The organism is Erythrobacter sp. W302b, assembly GCF_046452395.1.
Taxonomy (GTDB): Bacteria; Pseudomonadota; Alphaproteobacteria; order Sphingomonadales; family Sphingomonadaceae; genus Erythrobacter.
Map to the genome: position 1 here is coordinate 1,868,827 of NZ_JBKFDH010000001.1, position 18,285 is coordinate 1,887,111.

At 56.6% G+C, this 18,285-nt stretch carries 12 protein-coding genes and 2 pseudogenes; 8 read left to right on the forward strand and 6 right to left on the reverse strand.

Annotation, left to right across the window (positions count from 1 at the left end):
* Window positions 1–2: 2 nt before the first annotated feature.
* Window positions 3–875, reverse strand: coding sequence for a CsgG/HfaB family protein (locus ACLBKT_RS09175; RefSeq protein WP_410182613.1), 873 nt, complete (start codon window positions 873–875; stop codon window positions 3–5).
* Window positions 876–1,096: 221 nt separating this feature from the next.
* Here ACLBKT_RS09175 and ACLBKT_RS09180 point away from each other — a divergent pair.
* A pseudogene (locus ACLBKT_RS09180) lies at window positions 1,097–1,345 on the forward strand (transposase); the annotation flags it as partial.
* 1,351 nt (window positions 1,346–2,696) lie between these two features.
* On the opposite strand, the gene ACLBKT_RS09185 reads toward ACLBKT_RS09180, so the two are convergent.
* From ACLBKT_RS09185 to ACLBKT_RS09205, 5 genes are all read right to left on the reverse strand, one after another.
* Window positions 2,697–3,020 (reverse strand): TM2 domain-containing protein, encoded by a 324-nt coding sequence (locus ACLBKT_RS09185; RefSeq protein WP_410182614.1) that lies wholly within the window; start codon window positions 3,018–3,020, stop codon window positions 2,697–2,699.
* A 3-nt stretch (window positions 3,021–3,023) separates the two neighbouring features.
* Window positions 3,024–3,326, reverse strand: coding sequence for a DUF2752 domain-containing protein (locus ACLBKT_RS09190; RefSeq protein WP_410182615.1), 303 nt, complete (start codon window positions 3,324–3,326; stop codon window positions 3,024–3,026).
* A gap of 336 nt (window positions 3,327–3,662) precedes the next feature.
* Window positions 3,663–10,202 (reverse strand): Calx-beta domain-containing protein, encoded by a 6,540-nt coding sequence (locus ACLBKT_RS09195; RefSeq protein ID WP_410182616.1) that lies wholly within the window; start codon window positions 10,200–10,202, stop codon window positions 3,663–3,665.
* 77 nt (window positions 10,203–10,279) lie between these two features.
* Window positions 10,280–11,653, reverse strand: a complete 1,374-nt coding sequence (locus ACLBKT_RS09200) for an MFS transporter (RefSeq protein ID WP_410182617.1) — start codon at window positions 11,651–11,653, stop codon at window positions 10,280–10,282.
* A 29-nt stretch (window positions 11,654–11,682) separates the two neighbouring features.
* Window positions 11,683–12,447 carry a hypothetical protein gene (locus tag ACLBKT_RS09205; RefSeq protein WP_410182618.1) on the reverse strand — a complete coding sequence of 255 codons (765 nt, stop codon included), beginning with the start codon at window positions 12,445–12,447 and terminating at the stop codon, window positions 11,683–11,685.
* A 216-nt stretch (window positions 12,448–12,663) separates the two neighbouring features.
* Between ACLBKT_RS09205 and ACLBKT_RS09210 the strand changes: the two genes are divergently transcribed.
* The 7 genes and pseudogenes from ACLBKT_RS09210 to ACLBKT_RS09240 all read left to right on the forward strand — a co-directional run bounded on the left by ACLBKT_RS09210 (window position 12,664) and on the right by ACLBKT_RS09240 (window position 18,283).
* On the forward strand, window positions 12,664–12,921 hold the full coding sequence (locus ACLBKT_RS09210; protein ID WP_410182619.1) for a hypothetical protein: 258 nt from the start codon (window positions 12,664–12,666) through the stop codon (window positions 12,919–12,921).
* 100 nt (window positions 12,922–13,021) lie between these two features.
* Window positions 13,022–13,405 carry a hypothetical protein gene (locus ACLBKT_RS09215; RefSeq protein WP_410182620.1) on the forward strand — a complete coding sequence of 128 codons (384 nt, stop codon included), beginning with the start codon at window positions 13,022–13,024 and terminating at the stop codon, window positions 13,403–13,405.
* A gap of 95 nt (window positions 13,406–13,500) precedes the next feature.
* Window positions 13,501–15,315 (forward strand): M23 family metallopeptidase, encoded by a 1,815-nt coding sequence (locus ACLBKT_RS09220; RefSeq protein WP_410182621.1) that lies wholly within the window; start codon window positions 13,501–13,503, stop codon window positions 15,313–15,315.
* A 21-nt stretch (window positions 15,316–15,336) separates the two neighbouring features.
* Window positions 15,337–16,185, forward strand: coding sequence for a hypothetical protein (locus ACLBKT_RS09225; RefSeq protein WP_410182622.1), 849 nt, complete (start codon window positions 15,337–15,339; stop codon window positions 16,183–16,185).
* Between the two features lie 361 nt (window positions 16,186–16,546).
* Window positions 16,547–16,914: pseudogene (locus ACLBKT_RS09230) on the forward strand (integrase core domain-containing protein); the annotation flags it as partial.
* A 360-nt stretch (window positions 16,915–17,274) separates the two neighbouring features.
* Window positions 17,275–17,856, forward strand: a complete 582-nt coding sequence (locus ACLBKT_RS09235; RefSeq protein ID WP_410182623.1) for a tyrosine-type recombinase/integrase — start codon at window positions 17,275–17,277, stop codon at window positions 17,854–17,856.
* Window positions 17,857–17,902: 46 nt separating this feature from the next.
* The gene (locus tag ACLBKT_RS09240) at window positions 17,903–18,283 is read left to right on the forward strand and encodes a DUF3768 domain-containing protein (protein WP_410182624.1); all 381 of its coding nucleotides are present in this window, start codon (window positions 17,903–17,905) and stop codon (window positions 18,281–18,283) included.
* The last annotated feature ends 2 nt before the right edge of the window (window positions 18,284–18,285 follow it).

Genomic DNA, 18,285 nt, shown 5'->3' on the forward strand with positions numbered 1-18,285 from the left:
TCTCAACGCCCCTTCTTACCGCTTGGCTTCTGCAAAGCCTTAACATCGGCAGCCGGTACCGGGCGCGCCACGGCTCCGACCGTGAGCGGTACGGTGAAGGACGTCACCTGTACCGCACGAGAAAATGAGGTCTGCACGTCGGTGATCTGGATTGCGCCCACCTTTTCCCCGTCGATCTTGATCGTTCCAGTGCCAGACGGATCGGGAATCTCGGTAGTTTGCCCATAGACCATCAGGTACTCCCCCCGATCGAGTGCGCCAGCCCCATAGTTGAGAATGACGGTTCCATCAGCCTGGATCGCTGCAACCTGAATCGGAAAGATGGTTGTCACAAGTCCTGTGGCAACGTTGTCGGCGGCAGAACGGAACAAACCGGCGCTGTCAATTTGCGAACCGCCCCCGCAGACAGTGGCAGATTCCTGTTCCTCACTGATGCGCGTTGCGTAACGGACTTCCCCGGTGTTGGTGTCGGTGATGCGAATGTCCGCTTCCATCCGCACTCTCGTATTAAAGCACTCCGCACTCTGGCCGCGGTTTCCGCCCAGCACGCCGCGCAGCATATTGTCGCCGAGATTTGACTTATTCACCGCCGAAATCGAAGTGATGGTCCCGTAGATTAGATAATCAACGCCTTCGAAGCCGCCAGTTTTCTTTTTGGTGCTCGTGGTTACGATTCCGCCTCGACCAAGCCCCTGCTCTTTCATCAAAGTGGCCAGTCTGCCACGCTCGATGATACGAAACTTACCACTTCCAATGATCGCTGTTTCGATCATGGCAATGAAGTTGTCTGCTTGTGCAGCGCCTGTGAGATCTTTCATTTCGGCGATCCCGACTACCGGCTTGTCATTCTGTTGGGCTGCAAGCGGCGTCATCATCCCGACCGCAGCCAGACACGCTAGCAAAACTCTAAACATCAAAAGGCCCCCTTAGTTGTTGGGATAAGATGCCAACAACTAACCACGGTGTCACGCAAAATTGTGGCTGACGGGCGATCCCGAAGCTGGCTACCAACAGACCTCGATAAAGGTCTGATTTAGAATTAAGTTGAGTTTCGCCAGCGGGTTAGCTTGGTGCCATCCCAACCGTTGATTGTGCTTTGCACAGCTTCGCTTCCAACGGTTTTGCTACTCACCAAAGGAAGACAACGAATAGGACCGACACCACTCAGGCGCGGTTTGCCCGTGCACAGCTGACTTTGCTGAGCGATTTGACTGACGGGGAATGGGCCGTGCTGGAGCCGTTGTTTCTGAATCCTTCACACTTTGGGCGCCCGCGCAAATAGCCGCTGCGTCGCATCGTCGAGGCGATCTTGAATCTGCTGCGCGGCGGGTTGCCATGGCGGATAACCCACCGTCATTGTAATCGCGTTCGTGGTGGACGCAACTGACCCACACTCTGACTTCCTCAACCCGGTCCTCCATGGCATCGTGCTGAGCGGGGCTGGGGTATATCTTTTGCTGTTCGCATGGTCCGCATCAGAACGGATCCGGAATGGCCGCTTTCGGGACTGCTTAGTGAGCGGCTTTATGTCGCAAGCTGGGTGAAAAACGGAGGTTCATCGATCGATTTGGAGCGGGACGAAGGGCTAAGGGCTACTCCCATAGCCGGGATACATCGTCCAACCGCAGATCATCTGGCGTTGGAGAGTTAATGGCGGTCGGTCCGAAGTCATAACCTCAAGAGCTTGAAGCAAGAGGTGACATTCCGCAATTGGGTCGCTTGCTGACGGGCAGCTATTTATCTGAAGCGCTCTGATGATGAATGGGAACGCACACATCCATCCGGGCCCAACCATGTCATGCCCCTTGTCAGATCCAAGACTTCCCGCGATGCCGCGCGATGCTAGAAGCTCTGATCAGTAAGGTGTTGTGGTATGGTATCGCAATCGGTCCCGCAGTGTACTGCATCGTGTTGTCCGTGCGCTCCGGGGGCGCAAAGCCGGACCGGCAGGCACTCGTATTCGCGCTCGGCTTTACCGCAATGATGGCCGGTGTCCGCAGTTACTGGCTCGATGATAGGAAAGCTGACCTGGACACGGTTTGCACAGAGCTTGGCAACCGCGTCGAAGGTGAACTGCCGGAGAGTTGTACCCTGAAGAAATCGAAGAGAACCCCTTCCCATCGGAATACTAGGGTTACAATCAGCCGCCCAACCCATTTTTGGTCACGTTATGATAAGCGAACGGATGCCACCTCGTACGCGTCGTGAAAGGTGGCAAGGTGCTGGGGCAACCGGGTCCTGGCCGGGTCACATTCCTAGCACCGACCCAAGCAGAAGCACTTTGGCTAAGAAGCCGGCGAAGCATGCAGAATAGCGAATTTGGGTTCTCTGCGGGTCGTACCAGCCGAAGTGCCAAATCTGAACAGCAACAGCATGAAATAATGAAGTTTACCGCTGCGCTAAAGCTAAATTCGTAATGATGGGATCACGTTTTCGAGTCAGGTAAGCGGCACAACCTTCCTTGAGGCACTTTCCCAAAGGAAATCATGGGCCCTCTAAAGAAGGCCTTGCGCTGCAAGGCGTGGCTTTTCCTCCTTTGAAGTCCAATACCAGTCCAGACCCGGCGATTGAGACATAGGGCATCAGCCCTTGCCTTGGGAATCATTTGGTTGAAGGGCCGTACGGCTGGTCGCGCATGAAGCTTAAAACAGAATTGTTTCAACCTGTAGCATCTGCCCACTTTGGTCGTACTTGGGTCAACTTGCGCTTGTGATACGAATTGATTCAGCGATCTCATGTGCACGAGCGCGGTTATAGTCGTTCGCGCGTCCTTTTGTCGTGAACCAGTCGATAATTGTAATGATACCACATCCGCCCAACGTGAACAATTTCACTAACCCCATACCCATGTCGCCAAGTATGAACCGGTCTACACCAAATGCACCAAACAACACCGACAATATCAGGACCGTACCTGGATCCTTCCGTACAGATTCATACTGTGACACAAACAGCATCTTCTGTTGGTCGTTGAAATCCTTGATCAGCGTCGCCTGTTCCATGGCGGTGAAGTCTGGCATATTTTAAGACCCCTTTTGTCGATAGACTGACATTATTGTCGTGAGCCAGACGATAGCTAGAATAATAACAACGGGAGCAGCAAGAAAATTGTGTGCAATAGACGTGGAAAAATCGAGATGCAGCAGATTATGCAGCGCTCTGGTCATGCCGCATCCCCAGCATTCTAGTCCCGTAAGGGTACGGAAAATGCAGAACGCCTGTATGGATTGAAGCCCCAAGTCGGGGAGCAGAGCATAAACGACTACGCTTGGCAGTGCCAACAGCTTCTCTATCTGCGATATTGTCCGCTGACGGGGTTCGATCATAGCACTTGCTTTAATTGCGTCTACCTGGGGCCGCAATACCGTTCTCTCCCTTCTCAAGGTCGGCCTTGGATAACGCCAACCCTCGAAAACTAATCGGATAGGACTGATATTCAGTCGCAGCTATTGGTAAAAGGTATCAGACCTTCGACTCCGGGCAAGGCGCAAATTGGGGCACCTTAGATGAAGATCGGCACCCAGCCCCCTTCAAATGAGAAGGATAAACCCTGACGTGACTCCCTAATTTTCCTCCAAGAGCGATTAGAGTCTGCCACGAAGTACCCTGTGCAGGTGATGGATTTCGATAAGCCGACCCATTGGCGCTAGTTGATGGTGTTTTCACCCTCCTGGAGCGAAGCTGTCAAACGAGGCCAACATGACCGGGCTTGGCGCTAAGCCACCAAACTGGCTTCCGCTCTGATGGAGGTCCATCAGCGCATCATCATCGAGTGCCAAATAGGCTTGGGCAAACATGCCGGTGTAGGCCGTGGCGTAATACAACCGCAGCATGTCGGCCGGGCCCAGCGGGTCGAAGCCGCTGACATCGGACAGCAGCCGTTGCAAGTCGGCTTGGGTGTCTGCGAGGCCCCCGCTTTCGGCCATATCGATCAGGCGCTGCGGACCGGTAGAACTGTTAGCGTCGGCAAAGGCCAGCATCTCCTCAAACGAGTCTGGTGCCAACGCCATGAGGTCGCCGCCGTTGGGCGAGATAGAGCCAGTGACGTCACTGGCATCGATCGAACTGGTTTGGAGGCTGGTCGTCAGTGGGGTTGGCGAAGCACCGATCTCCTGCGTTCCGATGAGGGTTTTGCCGGTAACAGTGTCCACCTTAAGCAGGCGATCTTCACTGCCGAATAGCAGCTTTGTCCCGGTGGGGCTGATCGGGATGCTAACCCTTGTGCCATTCGTCTCGATTAACACCGTGCTGCCTGAACGCACCGCCGTGTAGTCGCTTGCTGGTCCCATAAAGCCGACTGTATCCATGCCGCCGGTGAAGCCGCCGCGGATGGCAACATCGCCGCCAGCCGCCACAAACAGCTCATTGTCGAAGCTAGTACCAAAGACATCGATCTTGCCAGCGACTGTGACCGGCGAGCCTTCAGCCACGATGAGCCGCCCGCGGACCGCAGGATCAGCAAGGTTGGGAAGCGGGTCTATCTCGGCCGGGGCAGTGATCGCAGCTCCAGCATTGCTCACCAACTGACTGCCGATCCTTACCTGCCCGTTGACAATGCCCAACGTACGCGGACCATCAGCAAAGACGACATTGATACTTGTGGGGCTGACCGGGATGCTCACCCGCGTATCGCCGTCGGCGATATCTACCCGTGAGCCCACCCGGGTGATAGTGTAGGCGCTGGCAGCACCAGCAAAGCGGATAATATCATCACCGCCCGGCGCACCGCTTAGCGTGATCGTGCCGGGAGCATCGACGAAGCGGATGTCTTGGAATCCCGAAGTTAAAAATACCGCTGTGGTCCCGCCAATCCCGCCAGCGAAGCCATCTGGTGCAATCAGGCGCGGAGCCACGCTGCGATCCTCAATCGTAACGCTCAGCGTCTGCGTATCGCTAAGGCTACCATCGCTAGCGCTGACGATCACCTGATAGACGTTGTCGCCACCGCTATCGGTCGGCCGCTCAAAGTCAGGCACTGCCACAAAGCTCAGCTGTCCCGTCTGCGGGTTGATCGTGAACCGGCTCGCATCCGCGCCGCCCGCAATCGCATAGCTGACAGTCGTTCCGGCAGGCGCGATAGCAAGTACTTGTGTGACTGCGGACTGCCCTTCCGGCACGCTGAATGCCGCACTGTCTCCACCAGCGTTAGAGGTAATCGTTACCTGTTGGACAGTCGGCAAAATGTTCACGGCTAGGCTTTGCGTAGCGCTCAACAAGCCGTCACTGACAGATACGACGACATCGTAGACATTATCCTGAGAAATATCGCCGGGCATTTGGAACGGGGGTTGAGCCAGAAATGCTAGACTCCCGCTTGTGCGGTCGATCGTGAATTTATCGGCATCCGCCCCGCCCGAAATCTCGAAGGTCAGTAGATCTTTATCATTATCCTGCGCCGTGATCCGGGCGACCGTCAGAGATCCCTCATCGACGTTGACTGACGCGTTGCTAGCTCCCCCTTGGAATGTGATGGCCGGTGCAGAATTGCTGCCGGAAACCTTTAGTAGCGTATTGGCCCCGTTGGGAGCGACGCTGAAGCTGGCGTTCTCAAAATTTCCGAAGAGAAGAAGCTGGGCGTCAACGACGCCGTCCAGACCATCGTCAATGGAAAGCATAGCATAATCTGGCCCGGGCACTGTCGAGTTAGTATCGCCGAAATCAATCCGCACTTCCACAAGAGATATCTGTGCCCCAAGAAACACGATTGTGTCTTCGGCGGACAGGTCGAAGATCGTATCCCCGTTCAGCTCGCCGAGCATCCCCTCAATCCTGTCCGCACCGAGGCCAGTCCCGACGCGATCCTTACCCTGGCCGGGGCGGAGTGTGTCGCTGCCCGCAGAGCCGAAGATCAGATCGTCTCCCGCGAGACCCTGCAAAACCTCAGCCGCAGCCGAACCGAAGATCCGGTCGCCTCCTGACGTCGCCTCGATTTGCACGGCCGCAGAATAGAAGATGCTTCCCTGTTCGAGTGAGGGCGCGACAAAGAAGCGGTCAAGATCGTATTCCCCTGTGAATGTGGTGGTGATATCGACGAGGCCATCGCCATCGGCGTCGATCTCAAGGATTGCTGAGCCTCTTGAAGCCCGCACATCTGTCACGAAGAATGGCGTGCCCTGGTAAACCACCTCGGTCAGGTCTGCGAGACGGCCAAGGGTGGTGTTCAGGAGAACCTTGGCTCCAGAAATAACGGTCCCAGAGTTTGTGATCGTTTTCGAAATGCTTTCGTCCAAGAAATTCTTGAACGAGAATGTGACGTCGTCGATCTTCTCGACGCTGGCTACGCCGACGGCCGCCTGTAAAAATGGCGTTACGACAAAATCGAAGGTGCCAACAAGTGTCGCGCCGATCCCCGTGATAACAATGTCGCCGAAATCAAGGGGCGCGACAGGATACCAACCGGGACCGACATCAAGCCAGAAATCGAGTGCAGCAAAATCTCTAAACCCGTTAAGGCCGAACTCCTGCTCCAAGTCCGCGATAGTCGCAGCATAACCCTTCGCGCCACCCCTCGAATGGAGCGGCAAAAGCGCAAGCCCGAGATCAAATCCGGGATCTTGGACCATCGTAATGGTCGTGCCTTCGCGCTTCGGGCCAAGAGCATCTCCAACGAGCGAAGCCGCTGTGGCGAGGGGATTTGTTGCAGCGCCAAAGAGCGTCAAGCCAACCTCAAGGACGCCAATCGCCAGCTCATCGACATTTGAGTTAGGGTCGACATCAAAATCGAAAAAATCGCCAGTATTGAACAGGGCTACCGGATCGCCCAGCGTGACAAAATTCAGAAGCCTAGCGTCATCTACCACCTCACGCGGAGAACCGGGAGAACCAAACGTGACGGCGTAGGCGTTCTTCACTAGGGGGAAGTTGGCCAGAGTTTGGTCATTAAGAAGTTCTTCGACAAGGATCCCACCAAGACTGTGCCCCGTGATTATCATTTTAGTAAATGCCGTTTCACCGCGACTGTTCGCCGAACCAGCCCACTGAAGCACATCAATAATAACTTGGCGATGCCCCGCGTATAATTCAGCCCACTGAACGATTTGTGTGATAAAATCCACGGGTGGGTTTTGTGTTCCACTGAACGCAAAAGCTAGCGTCCGCTCGCCTCCGATGATGCTCTCTGCAAATACGAGATCATTTTGGAGCCCGTTGAGTGGAATATTCACTTCGGATCGCGAATCGCCAAAGGCAATCGGGGCCCAACCCGCAGCTGTCAATTTCCCGAAATCAGGGATCGAAGCGCCGTCAGAAGGATAGGCAGCATCCGCCAAAAGGAAAATCTTCGAAAGAAGCGACAAACCGCCCGGATCAGCTGAAAGCCCGGGTATCTTCAATGATGTCGGAATCAGCGACGAACCCGTGACGAAGCCATCGAGATTAAAGCTCTTTAGTGGCAAGCCGATGGAAGCGTTGTCCACGTTATTGTAATATGCAATGCCGCGATCGAAAGTAATGAAATCATTATTTCCGAAGGCTCCTGTCGGGGTCGGCGAAGCCCCGAACAGTTCGGAACTCAGAGTGCCGGTGCTTTCGACGAAGATCTGGCTAGCTGCAGTTCCGGAAAACCGCTCGATCGTCGCTGAATTCGTCGTGACGACGTAGCTGAAACCTGCTCCATCAGGATCAATGGCGATATCGCCAGCGGAAGTCTTGCCTCCAGCCAGAGTGGCAACCTGCGTGGTTGCTCCCGTTGAGAGATTTACTGCGAAAATGCCCGAGTTTTGGCTTCTTGTAATGAGGGCAGTTCCATCGGGGCCGATGTCGAAGCCCACGGCGTCTGAAAATGCAAATCTAGCGACTTCAACTACGGCCTGTGACGGAACGCCCAGATTATCAATCCGGAACAGAGTGCTATTGGTTATGAAATAGATGACACCCGACGGAGAGACGGCTAGATCCGCGATAAACCGGCCGGTTGCAACAACCTTGGTGACCGCCCCACTTTGGAGATTCCAGGTGTAGATTGATCCTTCGGAATCAGAGATCAGGAGAGCCGGTGGGCTTTGCGAGGATATGCTTGAGCTCTCAACGCCACTGACGATAGTCGCTGTTCCGAGGTTGGCGACCTGGTAGTTTGCTCCGGCTTGCGGCGTGATCTGCAGGAAGAAGCTCTCATTGGCTTCGATGGCGGTATCGCCCAGCACCTCGACCTCGACAAAGGCGGTGGTCTGGCCGAGGAGGAAGGTCAGTGTGCCGCTTCTGGCACGGTAGTCCTGATTGGCAAGAGCGCTACCGTCAGCAGTGGTGAAGTTGACGGTGAACTGCGAGGGCGCCGGGCGCGACAGGCTGACCTCGAAGCGCACAGTCCTCACGCCGCTGTCGCCCTCGAGGATGATCGGACTGCCGACTGCGATGATCGGAAGGGATAGGCCTCCATCGAAGCCATCATCAAGGGCGAAGCCCTGGGTCCGCATTATTTCGGCTTCCCCGGCAAACTCGGCGTTGATCGCGTTGAACAGTTCCAGCGTGAAGTGCTGATCAAGTCTTCCGGCAATGGTGGAGTCCAGCCTGATCGGAATCGTTTTGATCGTCTCTCCGGGCTGGAAGGTCAAAGTGTAGACCTGTCCTTCATCGAAGTCGGAGCCGCCAATGAGATCGGAAAAACTCAAGGTCCCAAAGCTGTCGCGACTCAAAAGCCGGTACTGAACCGTAACCGGGGTGGCCGACGCTTCGCTCAGGCGAACCGTGAACGCACCATCCTGCCCCTCCTCGACAACCGCTCGATCGACCTGGATCGAAGGCGCAGAGCCCGTCGTATCATTATTGACCAGTGTCGCTGTTCCGAGGTTGGCGACCTGGTAGTTTGCTCCGGCTTGCGGCGTGATCTGCAGGAAGAAGCTCTCATTGGCTTCGATGGCGGTATCGCCCAGCACCTCGACCTCGACAAAGGCGGTGGTCTGGCCGGGGAGGAAGGTCAGTGTGCCGCTTCTGGCACGGTAGTCCTGATTGGCAAGAGCGCTACCGTCAGCAGTGGTGAAGTTGACGGTGAACTGCGAGGGCGCCGGGCGCGACAGGCTGACCTCGAAGCGCACAGTCCTCACGCCGCTGTCGCCCTCGAGGATGATCGGACTGCCGACTGCGATGATCGGAAGGGATAGGCCTCCATCGAAGCCATCATCAAGGGCGAAGCCCTGGGTCCGCATTATTTCGGCTTCCCCGGCAAACTCGGCGTTGATCGCGTTGAACAGTTCCAGCGTGAAGTGCTGATCAAGTCTTCCGGCAATGGTGGAGTCCAGCCTGATCGGAATCGTTTTGATCGTCTCTCCGGGCTGGAAGGTCAAAGTGTAGACCTGTCCTTCATCGAAGTCGGAGCCGCCAATGAGATCGGAAAAACTCAAGGTCCCAAAGCTGTCGCGACTCAAAAGCCGGTACTGAACCGTAACCGGGGTGGCCGACGCTTCGCTCAGGCGAACCGTGAACGCACCATCCTGCCCCTCCTCGACAACCGCTCGATCGACCTGGATCGAAGGCGCAGAGCCCGTCGTATCATTATTGACCAGTGTCGCTGTTCCGAGGTTGGCGACCTGGTAGTTTGCTCCGGCTTGCGGCGTGATCTGCAGGAAGAAGCTCTCATTGGCTTCGATGGCGGTATCGCCCAGCACCTCGACCTCGACAAAGGCGGTGGTCTGGCCGAGGAGGAAGGTCAGTGTGCCGCTTCTGGCACGGTAGTCCTGATTGGCAAGAGCGCTACCGTCAGCAGTGGTGAAGTTGACGGTGAACTGCGAGGGCGCCGGGCGCGACAGGCTGACCTCGAAGCGCACAGTCCTCACGCCGCTGTCGCCCTCGAGGATGATCGGACTGCCGACTGCGATGATCGGAAGGGATAGGCCTCCATCGAAGCCATCATCAAGGGCGAAGCCCTGGGTCCGCATTATTTCGGCTTCCCCGGCAAACTCGGCGTTGATCGCGTTGAACAGTTCCAGCGTGAAGTGCTGATCAAGTCTTCCGGCAATGGTGGAGTCCAGCCTGATCGGAATCGTTTTGATCGTCTCTCCGGGCTGGAAGGTCAAAGTGTAGACCTGTCCTTCATCGAAGTCGGAGCCGCCAATGAGATCGGAAAAACTCAAGGTCCCAAAGCTGTCGCGACTCAAAAGCCGGTACTGAACCGTAACCGGGGTGGCCGACGCTTCGCTCAGGCGAACCGTGAACGCACCATCCTGCCCCTCCTCGACAACCGCTCGATCGACCTGGATCAAAACCGACATGGAATTCAACCTCCCGATTTATTTATGGATTTTGACATTTTCCTGTTGCGGATGAGCTTCCATCCCTATGCCACCCTTCATCGACTGAGCAGCTGTTCTTGGCACCGCCTCCTGCGCAATATGGCCACCAGTCTTGCGTGTGTTTCGGCATCAAGACGGTAGTGACCAATGATCAGGAATGCGGCCGAGATGAAGATTGCTGGAACAATTGTCATGATCGTCCTGAGGCCCTCGATCGTGGCCTGAGCCTGCACCTCATTAGGCCGGTAGCCGATCACATCGAGGAGGAACCCGGCAAGAGCGACGGCAAGGCCATATGCTGCCTTCTGAGCAAAGCTCATTACGCCGAAGGTCGGCGATTCAACGCGTTTGCCGCTCCGCACCTCACCATACTCGACGGTGTCCGGGAGGGCGGACCAGAAGCTTAAATAGCCTGCCGAAGCGCCGACAGCGACGATCGTGACAAGTGCGACCACCACCCAGATCGTTTCGAACGGATTGAGGAAGAGCAGCACCGACCCCGTGATCGAACAGCTCGCTCCTGCACGCCATACAAAGCGCTTCGAAGTGCGTGCGGTCACCAGAGCCCATAAGGGCGTGGCGATCAGGATCGTCAGCGAGTTGGCAGCAAACGCCATGCCCACCGCCGCCTCGTTTCCGAGCGAGTACTTGAAATAGTAGACCAACGTCTTGCTGCTGATGACACCGCCAAGTGTCGCGCACATGGTGGCGGCAAGGACGATCAGGAATGGCCGGTTCTTGCGGAGCACATCCAGCGCTTCCCGAACGGACACGCTGGTATTGGCTGACGGTGCCTCGCGGGTCTTCCCCAACATGCAGCCGACCATCAGAAGGAATGGAAGCGAAAGGATGCCATAGAGCGTGGCAGTCAGAAAGAATCCACGTGAAACGTCCCCTTGGCCCAGCACCGGCACCAGCTTGAGTGTCGAATAGCCCACAAATGCGCTGCCTATGGTGGCAAGTGAGATCCGCCATGCAGACAGGACATTTCTGATACGCGAAGAGTGCGTCATGCTCGATGCCAGAGCACTGTATGGGATGTTGGCGACGGTGTAGGCGGTTCGGAATAGGACTTGCACCGCAAGGGCGTAAGCTATGAGTGCAGCACCCTCAAGCCCGGGATCGTAGAACAGCAACATCATCGAAAGGCACAGCGGCACCGCTCCGGCGGCGATGTAGGGCCGATAGCTGCCCCAACGGGTTTGGGTTTTTTGTGCAATCACCCCCATGATTGGGTCGGTAACCGCGTCCCACAGCATCGATACGAGGAAGATCAGGCCTGCTGCACTCGCGGGAATCCCGAGAACGTCGGTGTAATAATACAAAATGTACAGGCTGACCGTAGTCCAGTAGAGATTGAAGCCGAGATCGCCGCCACCGTAGACCGCGTTTCGCCATAAACCGGCTGAGCCTTCGATCTGGTCGACCATAAGCATTTCTGTTCCCGCTGGCGCCGGGTTCATCCTGCGAACACCAGAGGCACATCCGGATCATCAATCAGATCAAGGCTCGCGTCGAACGGATGAAGGCAAGCAATCCGGAACTCGGCGGCACTCGGACCAAAGAAAGTCCTGAATTCGATCGGCGTATCCGATGTCTTGGGTTTCGCCGTCTGGACGGCACCGTTCTCATGAACGAGGATAAGTTCGGATTGCCGCGCGATAATCGATCCAAACGGCCTCCAGAGCCCATCAGCATTGGACTTGCGGCGATAGGCAATGTGGTAGGCGCGCGGCCAAGCGCGCTGTTCCTCTTGAGTGCCGCCAATCCGGAACGTGACGTAGGAATTGATCACCGACTGCGCATCGTGCTCGAATTCGTGCGCCGACCACTCTTTACCGTAGTAAAGTTCGGTCAGTTGATTGTCGGGCCAGTGCTGCGCCGGCCGCATCAGGTGGGTGAGTGACCTGAAGCCGCCGACATTGAGGCCCGCGAGCATGATGGCTTGACGGAACCGCCCGAAGTGCCTGGCAAAGCCGCTGCGCTCGAAATCGATCAGCGCGATCGGGTCCGCGTCGAGCGCACCGAAAAACGCGAAGAATGACTCCTCGTGCTTGGGCATGCCTTCGGCAAGCCACTTGTAGACCGTCTTTATACTCCGTGATTGCGCGCTATGCCCAGCCCCGCTCTGGCGCGCAGCCCACTCTTCAACGAAATTTTCGATTCCGCCGAACTGTTCCTTGAGAAGAAGGCGCACATGGCCTGTGTCGACAAAGAACCGCAACCCCGCCCCCTCTTCTCTATTGCCCTAGTTTCGACGAGAATTCAGCCATAGGCAAGCGGTCGCTTTCTCGGTTTTTTCGAGAAAATCGAGAAACGCATCTTTCGCCTCAAGCTATCCCAAAGCCGCCGAGTCGTTCGTGACCGGCGATGAATGGGGACATTGTTGATGCTACGATTTCTTTTTGCAGCGGCGTGCGCCTTTTCACTTTCAGGGTGCGTGGCAGCCCTGATGGCCGGCTCTATTGTTGGGTCGGACGAAATGGGCAAGGGCATCATGGGCAAGCAGGAACGGCGCGCTTCCACGATAGCTGCAATTGGTCCTGAGGGTCAGAAGTTAGTGCCGCGCCATATCGAGATCGAGAATGTCGAGAAGGCCGACGGAAGCGAAAGCTGGGTCGCGATGACCGCAATCGGCAACTATCGCTGCACTGTGATCACTGGGCGCTCTGACGCCACCTGCTCCAAGATGAACTGATGGGCCGCCATGTGGCGGACGAATGGTTTCATCCCCGGACACTTGCAACCGGCGGATCGTTTCAACGCATCTGCAAACCATTCATGAAGAGGATCATTTGATGGATGCCATCAAGAAGTATGTGGCCGCAGGGCCTTCGTTCGTCGTTCTCTACCTTCTCCTTATGTTTCCGACATACTTTCTTCCCTATTTCGGGTCGAACTCCGCGGTCGTGAACGCTGGCCTCGCGGCAGTCGATGCGGCCGCTGGCGGCGGTAACGGACTCAACATTCTCATGTTCGCGCATTTGGCCTGCCTTGGCGGACTGGTCCTCATCAGTTGGCTACGCGGAGCAGTGGTCGACAAGGGCTGGCTGGTAATCTTCCCGATCCTGGCTTCGGTCTTCGACATGGTGCCGGGCCTCAACTGGATCCCGCTCATTCCAACCGGAATGCATCTCGCCGCAATCATCGTCGGCGTCTCATCCCGACCGGTCACCGAATGATCGAGAGGTCGCCCTGAATTGCGGCTCAATGCCGCTTGCGTCGATGTTCTGGGGAGGGGATTGTGTTGACGAGGAAAACAGGTTGGGCGAGCGCCATGGTCGGCATGCTGATGAGCACGCCAGCCATGGCTCAAGACGAACAGCTAGTGCGCCTCACCGACATCGTGCCGAGCGGTCGAGCGGGCGTGTACGCACACGGTACGTTCCCTTCTGAAGGCGACCGGACCCACGCCGGAATCGACATCCCGGCACCCTGCAAGACCTCGAGCGTCCGCTCATGGCGCGATGGCGTTGTGATCGACCTGATCGACAGCAAGAAGGACAGAAACTTCAAGTCCCTCGGCTACATGATCATCATCGATCACGGCGTCGTCGATGCGCTCGGGAAGCGGACCTTCTCCTCGTACTTTCATCTCAACGATGCGCCGAAACGCGCAGACGGGCGCAAGCTGACGATCAACGACACGGTAGCGAAGGCGGAGCAAATCGGTTTCGTGGGCGAAACCGGTGCCGCTCAGGGCTGTCACTTACATTTCGAATTGCGCCATTTCTCGAGCCGCTTCAGCCCGGACTGGTTGAATATCTACGGCCAAGGTAATCGGCGCTCTTCACCCGAGTTCCTGCGCGACTGGACCGATCCCTATCTCAAGACCGCTTCACCCGCGCAGAGTGGTGCCTTCGCAACATACGGGCCAGTCGTCGAAGCGCGGGTAACAGCGGCTGCAAGGGAGCGGAACAAGCCATCGACCACAGGGTCGACGATCCTACGAACATTCCCTGCCGGAACAACGATCAAGGGCACATGGGTTGGCGGGACGGATGGCAATAGCAGGTGGCTGAAGACCGGGAGCAGCAGTTTCGTCTGGGATGGCAATCTTTCGGTTGATCGAGGTCCGGCGCCAGTTGCTGCCCAAACCCCTGTCAGAGAGGGATTTACGCGGGTCCATGAGCTCTCAGGCACGTCTGTCAAAGGGACGTTGAGCTTCGACGAGCCGCTGAAGCTACTTTCCGACACCACCGAATGCACCAAGGCCCAGAAATCACTGATAAAGAAGCTCTCGAGACCGCGCGCCTCCTGTGTAGGAGCGGTTACGACGCCGGGGCATGATCTTGTTCTGGCAGAAAATTGGCTAATATCCGAAGCTAATCCGGGCATCTACCAGTTGATCTGGAAGGGAGTTCCGGTAGGCGATGTTGCAGCAGTTCCTAGCGGCGCTGTGTCCGCCTTCGAGGATTTATCTGGCAACCTTGTGATCGTTTCATCGGAAGCGCGGGAACGGTCGAAGACGACCAACTTGCCCTATGTTCTCTATCGCATCGAAGGCAATCGCCTGATCGTCAAAGCTTCACGCAATTTTGCCAAGGGACAGACACCGGCGGATCGCAATCGGCGTGATTTCCTTGCAGCAGTCGAGAAGGCCCGTGTTGAACGCGCTGCCGAGGACCAGCGCCGCGAAGCAGCGCGCCTTGCTGCCGAGGCCAATGCAGTCGCAGCCCAGTCGCGCCAGGCCTCAAGCCCAGTCCAGAGCACCAACCCCAATTGCCAGTTCGCCCGCTGGTCAGGTGTGATCGAAAATGTCGGCGACATGTTCCTGTGCGACGAGGCGCGTGCGATCGAATTTTTCGCGGCTGGCGCGCAAGTCTTGTTCAAGCCTTCAAGTATTTCGTTCAACGGCGGGAGATATGTCGCCACGATGAAGGTTACCGCCTCCGACGTCCGGCGATCAAACGAGCGCATGCAGCGCGACTTCAATTGGGGGGACTGGATGAATGTCACCCAGAATATAGCCTCCCCCACGACCATCGTCTGCCGCTTCTCTAGCCCGGCGATCCGGAGCGGCGAACAACGAGTCGTCCGTGCCACGCTCGAGAGTTATAGCCGGGGTCAGGTCATCTTGAATTGCTCGTAGGCCTAATGGAGTACCGATTCGATGCGATCATTTGCAGTCAGTGCTATAGCCATCGCCCTTTTCGGATGCGGGCCTTCTGATGTTCCGGATGCGTCAGCACCCGGGGATGAACTTTCCGCCGCAGAGGATGCCGCTTCTGCTGCAATTGATGCAACCCAAGCCCCGACCGACTCCCAAGTGTCAGAATGCGCTGGATTCCAGGATGGCTCGCAGCGCGTAAACAGTCTTGGGGGTATCGCCATCGGCGACAACGTCGATTCGGTACTTCAGCAATTGATGTGTGGAGAGTTCACGTTTGAATTTGAAATTCGCGGCAGAGACGGTTTTGACGGATCAATCGAGATCATCGGCGAAAACTTCGAAGACGCAATCATCGTGGATTTAGCCGGCGTTATGGGACAGGAGAAGGTCGTACAGGTCAAACGCGAGGCGCAGCATGATCACCAAGCAGGGCCCTCGGTGGAAGATTTTGTAGCCAACACCCTGAGAAAGTTTCCCCGCGCCAAGGAACTAGCTCCCTACAACGGACGTGGGGGTCGACGAGAAATCGGCTTTACGGTCCTACCGGGAGGACAGGTGTCGACCGACGAGAGAATGGTCAACATGTGTGGCTACGAGCATAATCGCAATTCGAAGAGCACCGGCGCGAACGCCAATGTTGATGGGATCGTCTGCGGCCAATCCTTTGTCGTTCATTTCTACGGTGGGGGTCAGAACAACCCTGGGCTGATCTATCGCTATGGTGCCACCCTTTCTGATGATTCTTACGCGCGGAAGGCTCTCGAGATCGGACGTGCGAACGCCGAGATGCTTCGCCAGCAAAGATTAGGTTCTGAGGTGGAGCAGGCAAAGCCAGTGACCGGCTTCTAGCGGGGGCGTAGGATATTCCCCATATACTGCTGGTGAACGCCTCGTGGCCACGGGGAGCAAGGCGCTCACTTTCATGTAGCAACGTATTTGCTGCTCAATGTTGATCGTGAATGTACTCATTCACTTCTCACCGCCCGATGAATTTCGGTGAAAGTGCTACTGAATGGCATAGGTCGCCCCGCTGAGCCACATCCTGCATTCCAACGAATGAAAGGACATCGCAATGCCACCTGATCGAGACCAGCTTCTGACCGTGACCGACGTGTTGCACGTCACCGGCTTCAAGTCGCGCACCACCCTCTATCGTCGCGCGCACAGCGGTGATTTCTCCAGCCCCTGCCCCTGCCCCTGCCCTTACCATATCGGCTATCCTAGGATGATCCGGGCCGACAACAGCAGTGAGTTTATCTCTCGGGACATGGATCTGGGGGCTTACCAGGGCGGTGTGATCCTTGACTTCTACCGCCCTGGCAAGCCCATAGACAATGCGTTTATCGAGGCGTCCAACAGCACCTGCGCAGTGGATGCCTGAACGCTCACTGGTTACTAATGCTAGAAGTTGCTTGCGAAAAGCTGGAGGCCTGGCGGAGGCAATACAACGAAGTGCGACAGAACAGCGCGATCGGGAATATCCCCCCGATCATGCGGGCATGCTCAACCGGTAAAACCAGCCCTCCGGATCTGGGAAGGCCGGAAAACTCCAGACCCGAGCGGTCCAAGGGTGGGTAGCAGTGCAAACAACCGCGCGGCTCTATTTGCAGCTGGGGCAAAGCTGGGAGTCACGTCACATCCTCGAGAGCGAGGAAGCGCCCGAGGATGTGACGCTTGTGGAACTACGGTTGACATTGGCTGAAATGGGGCAAACCACCTCCGTTGTGTGCCTCTATTCAGTGTCGACTATGAGCGAAAAACGCGTGCCTGTAGCACTTTACGTCAAACCCGGAAAATGCGGCGGAATCCACGAAAAATGCGATAGAAATTTTTTAATTCAATGTCTTAATTGACGCAGCGCATTGGCTGTGCTATTCATAATGAGCGCGCAGCACACATAGCTGACACGCACTTTCCCACAATCACAAGGAACCTACAATGGACCGGCAACCCGCCAGGGTGCTGGAGCCAGCAGACGTGCGTCGTCTGCTCAGGCTCGTCGAGCACCAACGTCACGCCTACCGAAATCGGGTCATTGTCTTGCTCAGCTTCAAGGCGGGCCTCAGAGCCTGCGAGATCGCTGGCGTCGACTGGACTATGCTGCTGACCAGCACACACAAGGTTGGTGCGCTGCTTACACTCCCGCCGAGGATTGCCAAGAAAGGCTCGGGCCGAACTATTCCATTGCACCCCGACATTCGAAGCGCGCTGATGGAACTGCATGCTCATGATGGCTCACCTCATCATGGTCCAGTCATTCGATCCGAGCGGGGCGAGCACATGACAGCGCGCAGCGTCGTCAACTGGTTTGCAGCAAGCTATCGCGATTTGGGTCTTATCGGCTGCTCGTCGCACTCCGGACGGCGCACGTTCATCACCCGCTCGGCGCGGATGCTGGCACGCACCGGTGGCTCTTTGCGCGATATCCAGGAACTCGCAGGCCACAAGGCACTCACTACGACTGAGCGCTACATCGCCGGCGACCGTGCCGCGCAGCGCCGTCTGATCAAGCTGATCTAACAGCCCTCCCCATTCTCCCCACAATTTGGAACAAGGAAACGATGCCATGGCTGGCAGCGAACAGGACAACTTTGCCTGCAAAGGCGACAATTCAACCACCATTCCCAGATCCAGCGTGATTGCCCAGCTCAATGATGAGCTGCGCTGTCGTGCACGTGATGGCCAGTTGGCCATCACGTCAGGCATTATGGATCTGGGGCCACGCGCGGTTCCAGCGGTGCTCGAGGCCGTGCGCAGTTTCGATCAGTTCTCACCCAACAATAATCCCTACGGCGAACGCGACTTTGGGGCACTGACTGTGCTGGGACACCGCATCTTCTGGAAAATCGACTACTACGACCGCAATCTGCAGTTCGGTTCACCCGATCCAGCTGATCCTGCCGTCACCACGCGCGTGCTGACCATCATGCTGGCTGGGGAGTATTGAGC

Excerpts from the sequence above, each read along its gene's own strand:
- ACLBKT_RS09200 (WP_410182617.1), bottom strand. The coding sequence starts at position 11,653 with ATGGTCGACCAGATCGAAGGCTCAGCCGGTTTATGGCGAAACGCGGTC.
- ACLBKT_RS09215 (WP_410182620.1), top strand. The coding sequence starts at position 13,022 with ATGGATGCCATCAAGAAGTATGTGGCCGCAGGGCCTTCGTTCGTCGTT.
- ACLBKT_RS09185 (WP_410182614.1), bottom strand. The coding sequence starts at position 3,020 with ATGCCAGACTTCACCGCCATGGAACAGGCGACGCTGATCAAGGATTTC.
- ACLBKT_RS09195 (WP_410182616.1), bottom strand. The coding sequence starts at position 10,202 with ATGTCGGTTTTGATCCAGGTCGATCGAGCGGTTGTCGAGGAGGGGCAG.
- ACLBKT_RS09220 (WP_410182621.1), top strand. The coding sequence starts at position 13,501 with ATGGTCGGCATGCTGATGAGCACGCCAGCCATGGCTCAAGACGAACAG.
- ACLBKT_RS09240 (WP_410182624.1), top strand. The coding sequence starts at position 17,903 with ATGGCTGGCAGCGAACAGGACAACTTTGCCTGCAAAGGCGACAATTCA.
- ACLBKT_RS09235 (WP_410182623.1), top strand. The coding sequence starts at position 17,275 with ATGGACCGGCAACCCGCCAGGGTGCTGGAGCCAGCAGACGTGCGTCGT.
- ACLBKT_RS09175 (WP_410182613.1), bottom strand. The coding sequence starts at position 875 with ATGATGACGCCGCTTGCAGCCCAACAGAATGACAAGCCGGTAGTCGGG.
- ACLBKT_RS09190 (WP_410182615.1), bottom strand. The coding sequence starts at position 3,326 with ATGATCGAACCCCGTCAGCGGACAATATCGCAGATAGAGAAGCTGTTG.
- ACLBKT_RS09225 (WP_410182622.1), top strand. The coding sequence starts at position 15,337 with ATGCGATCATTTGCAGTCAGTGCTATAGCCATCGCCCTTTTCGGATGC.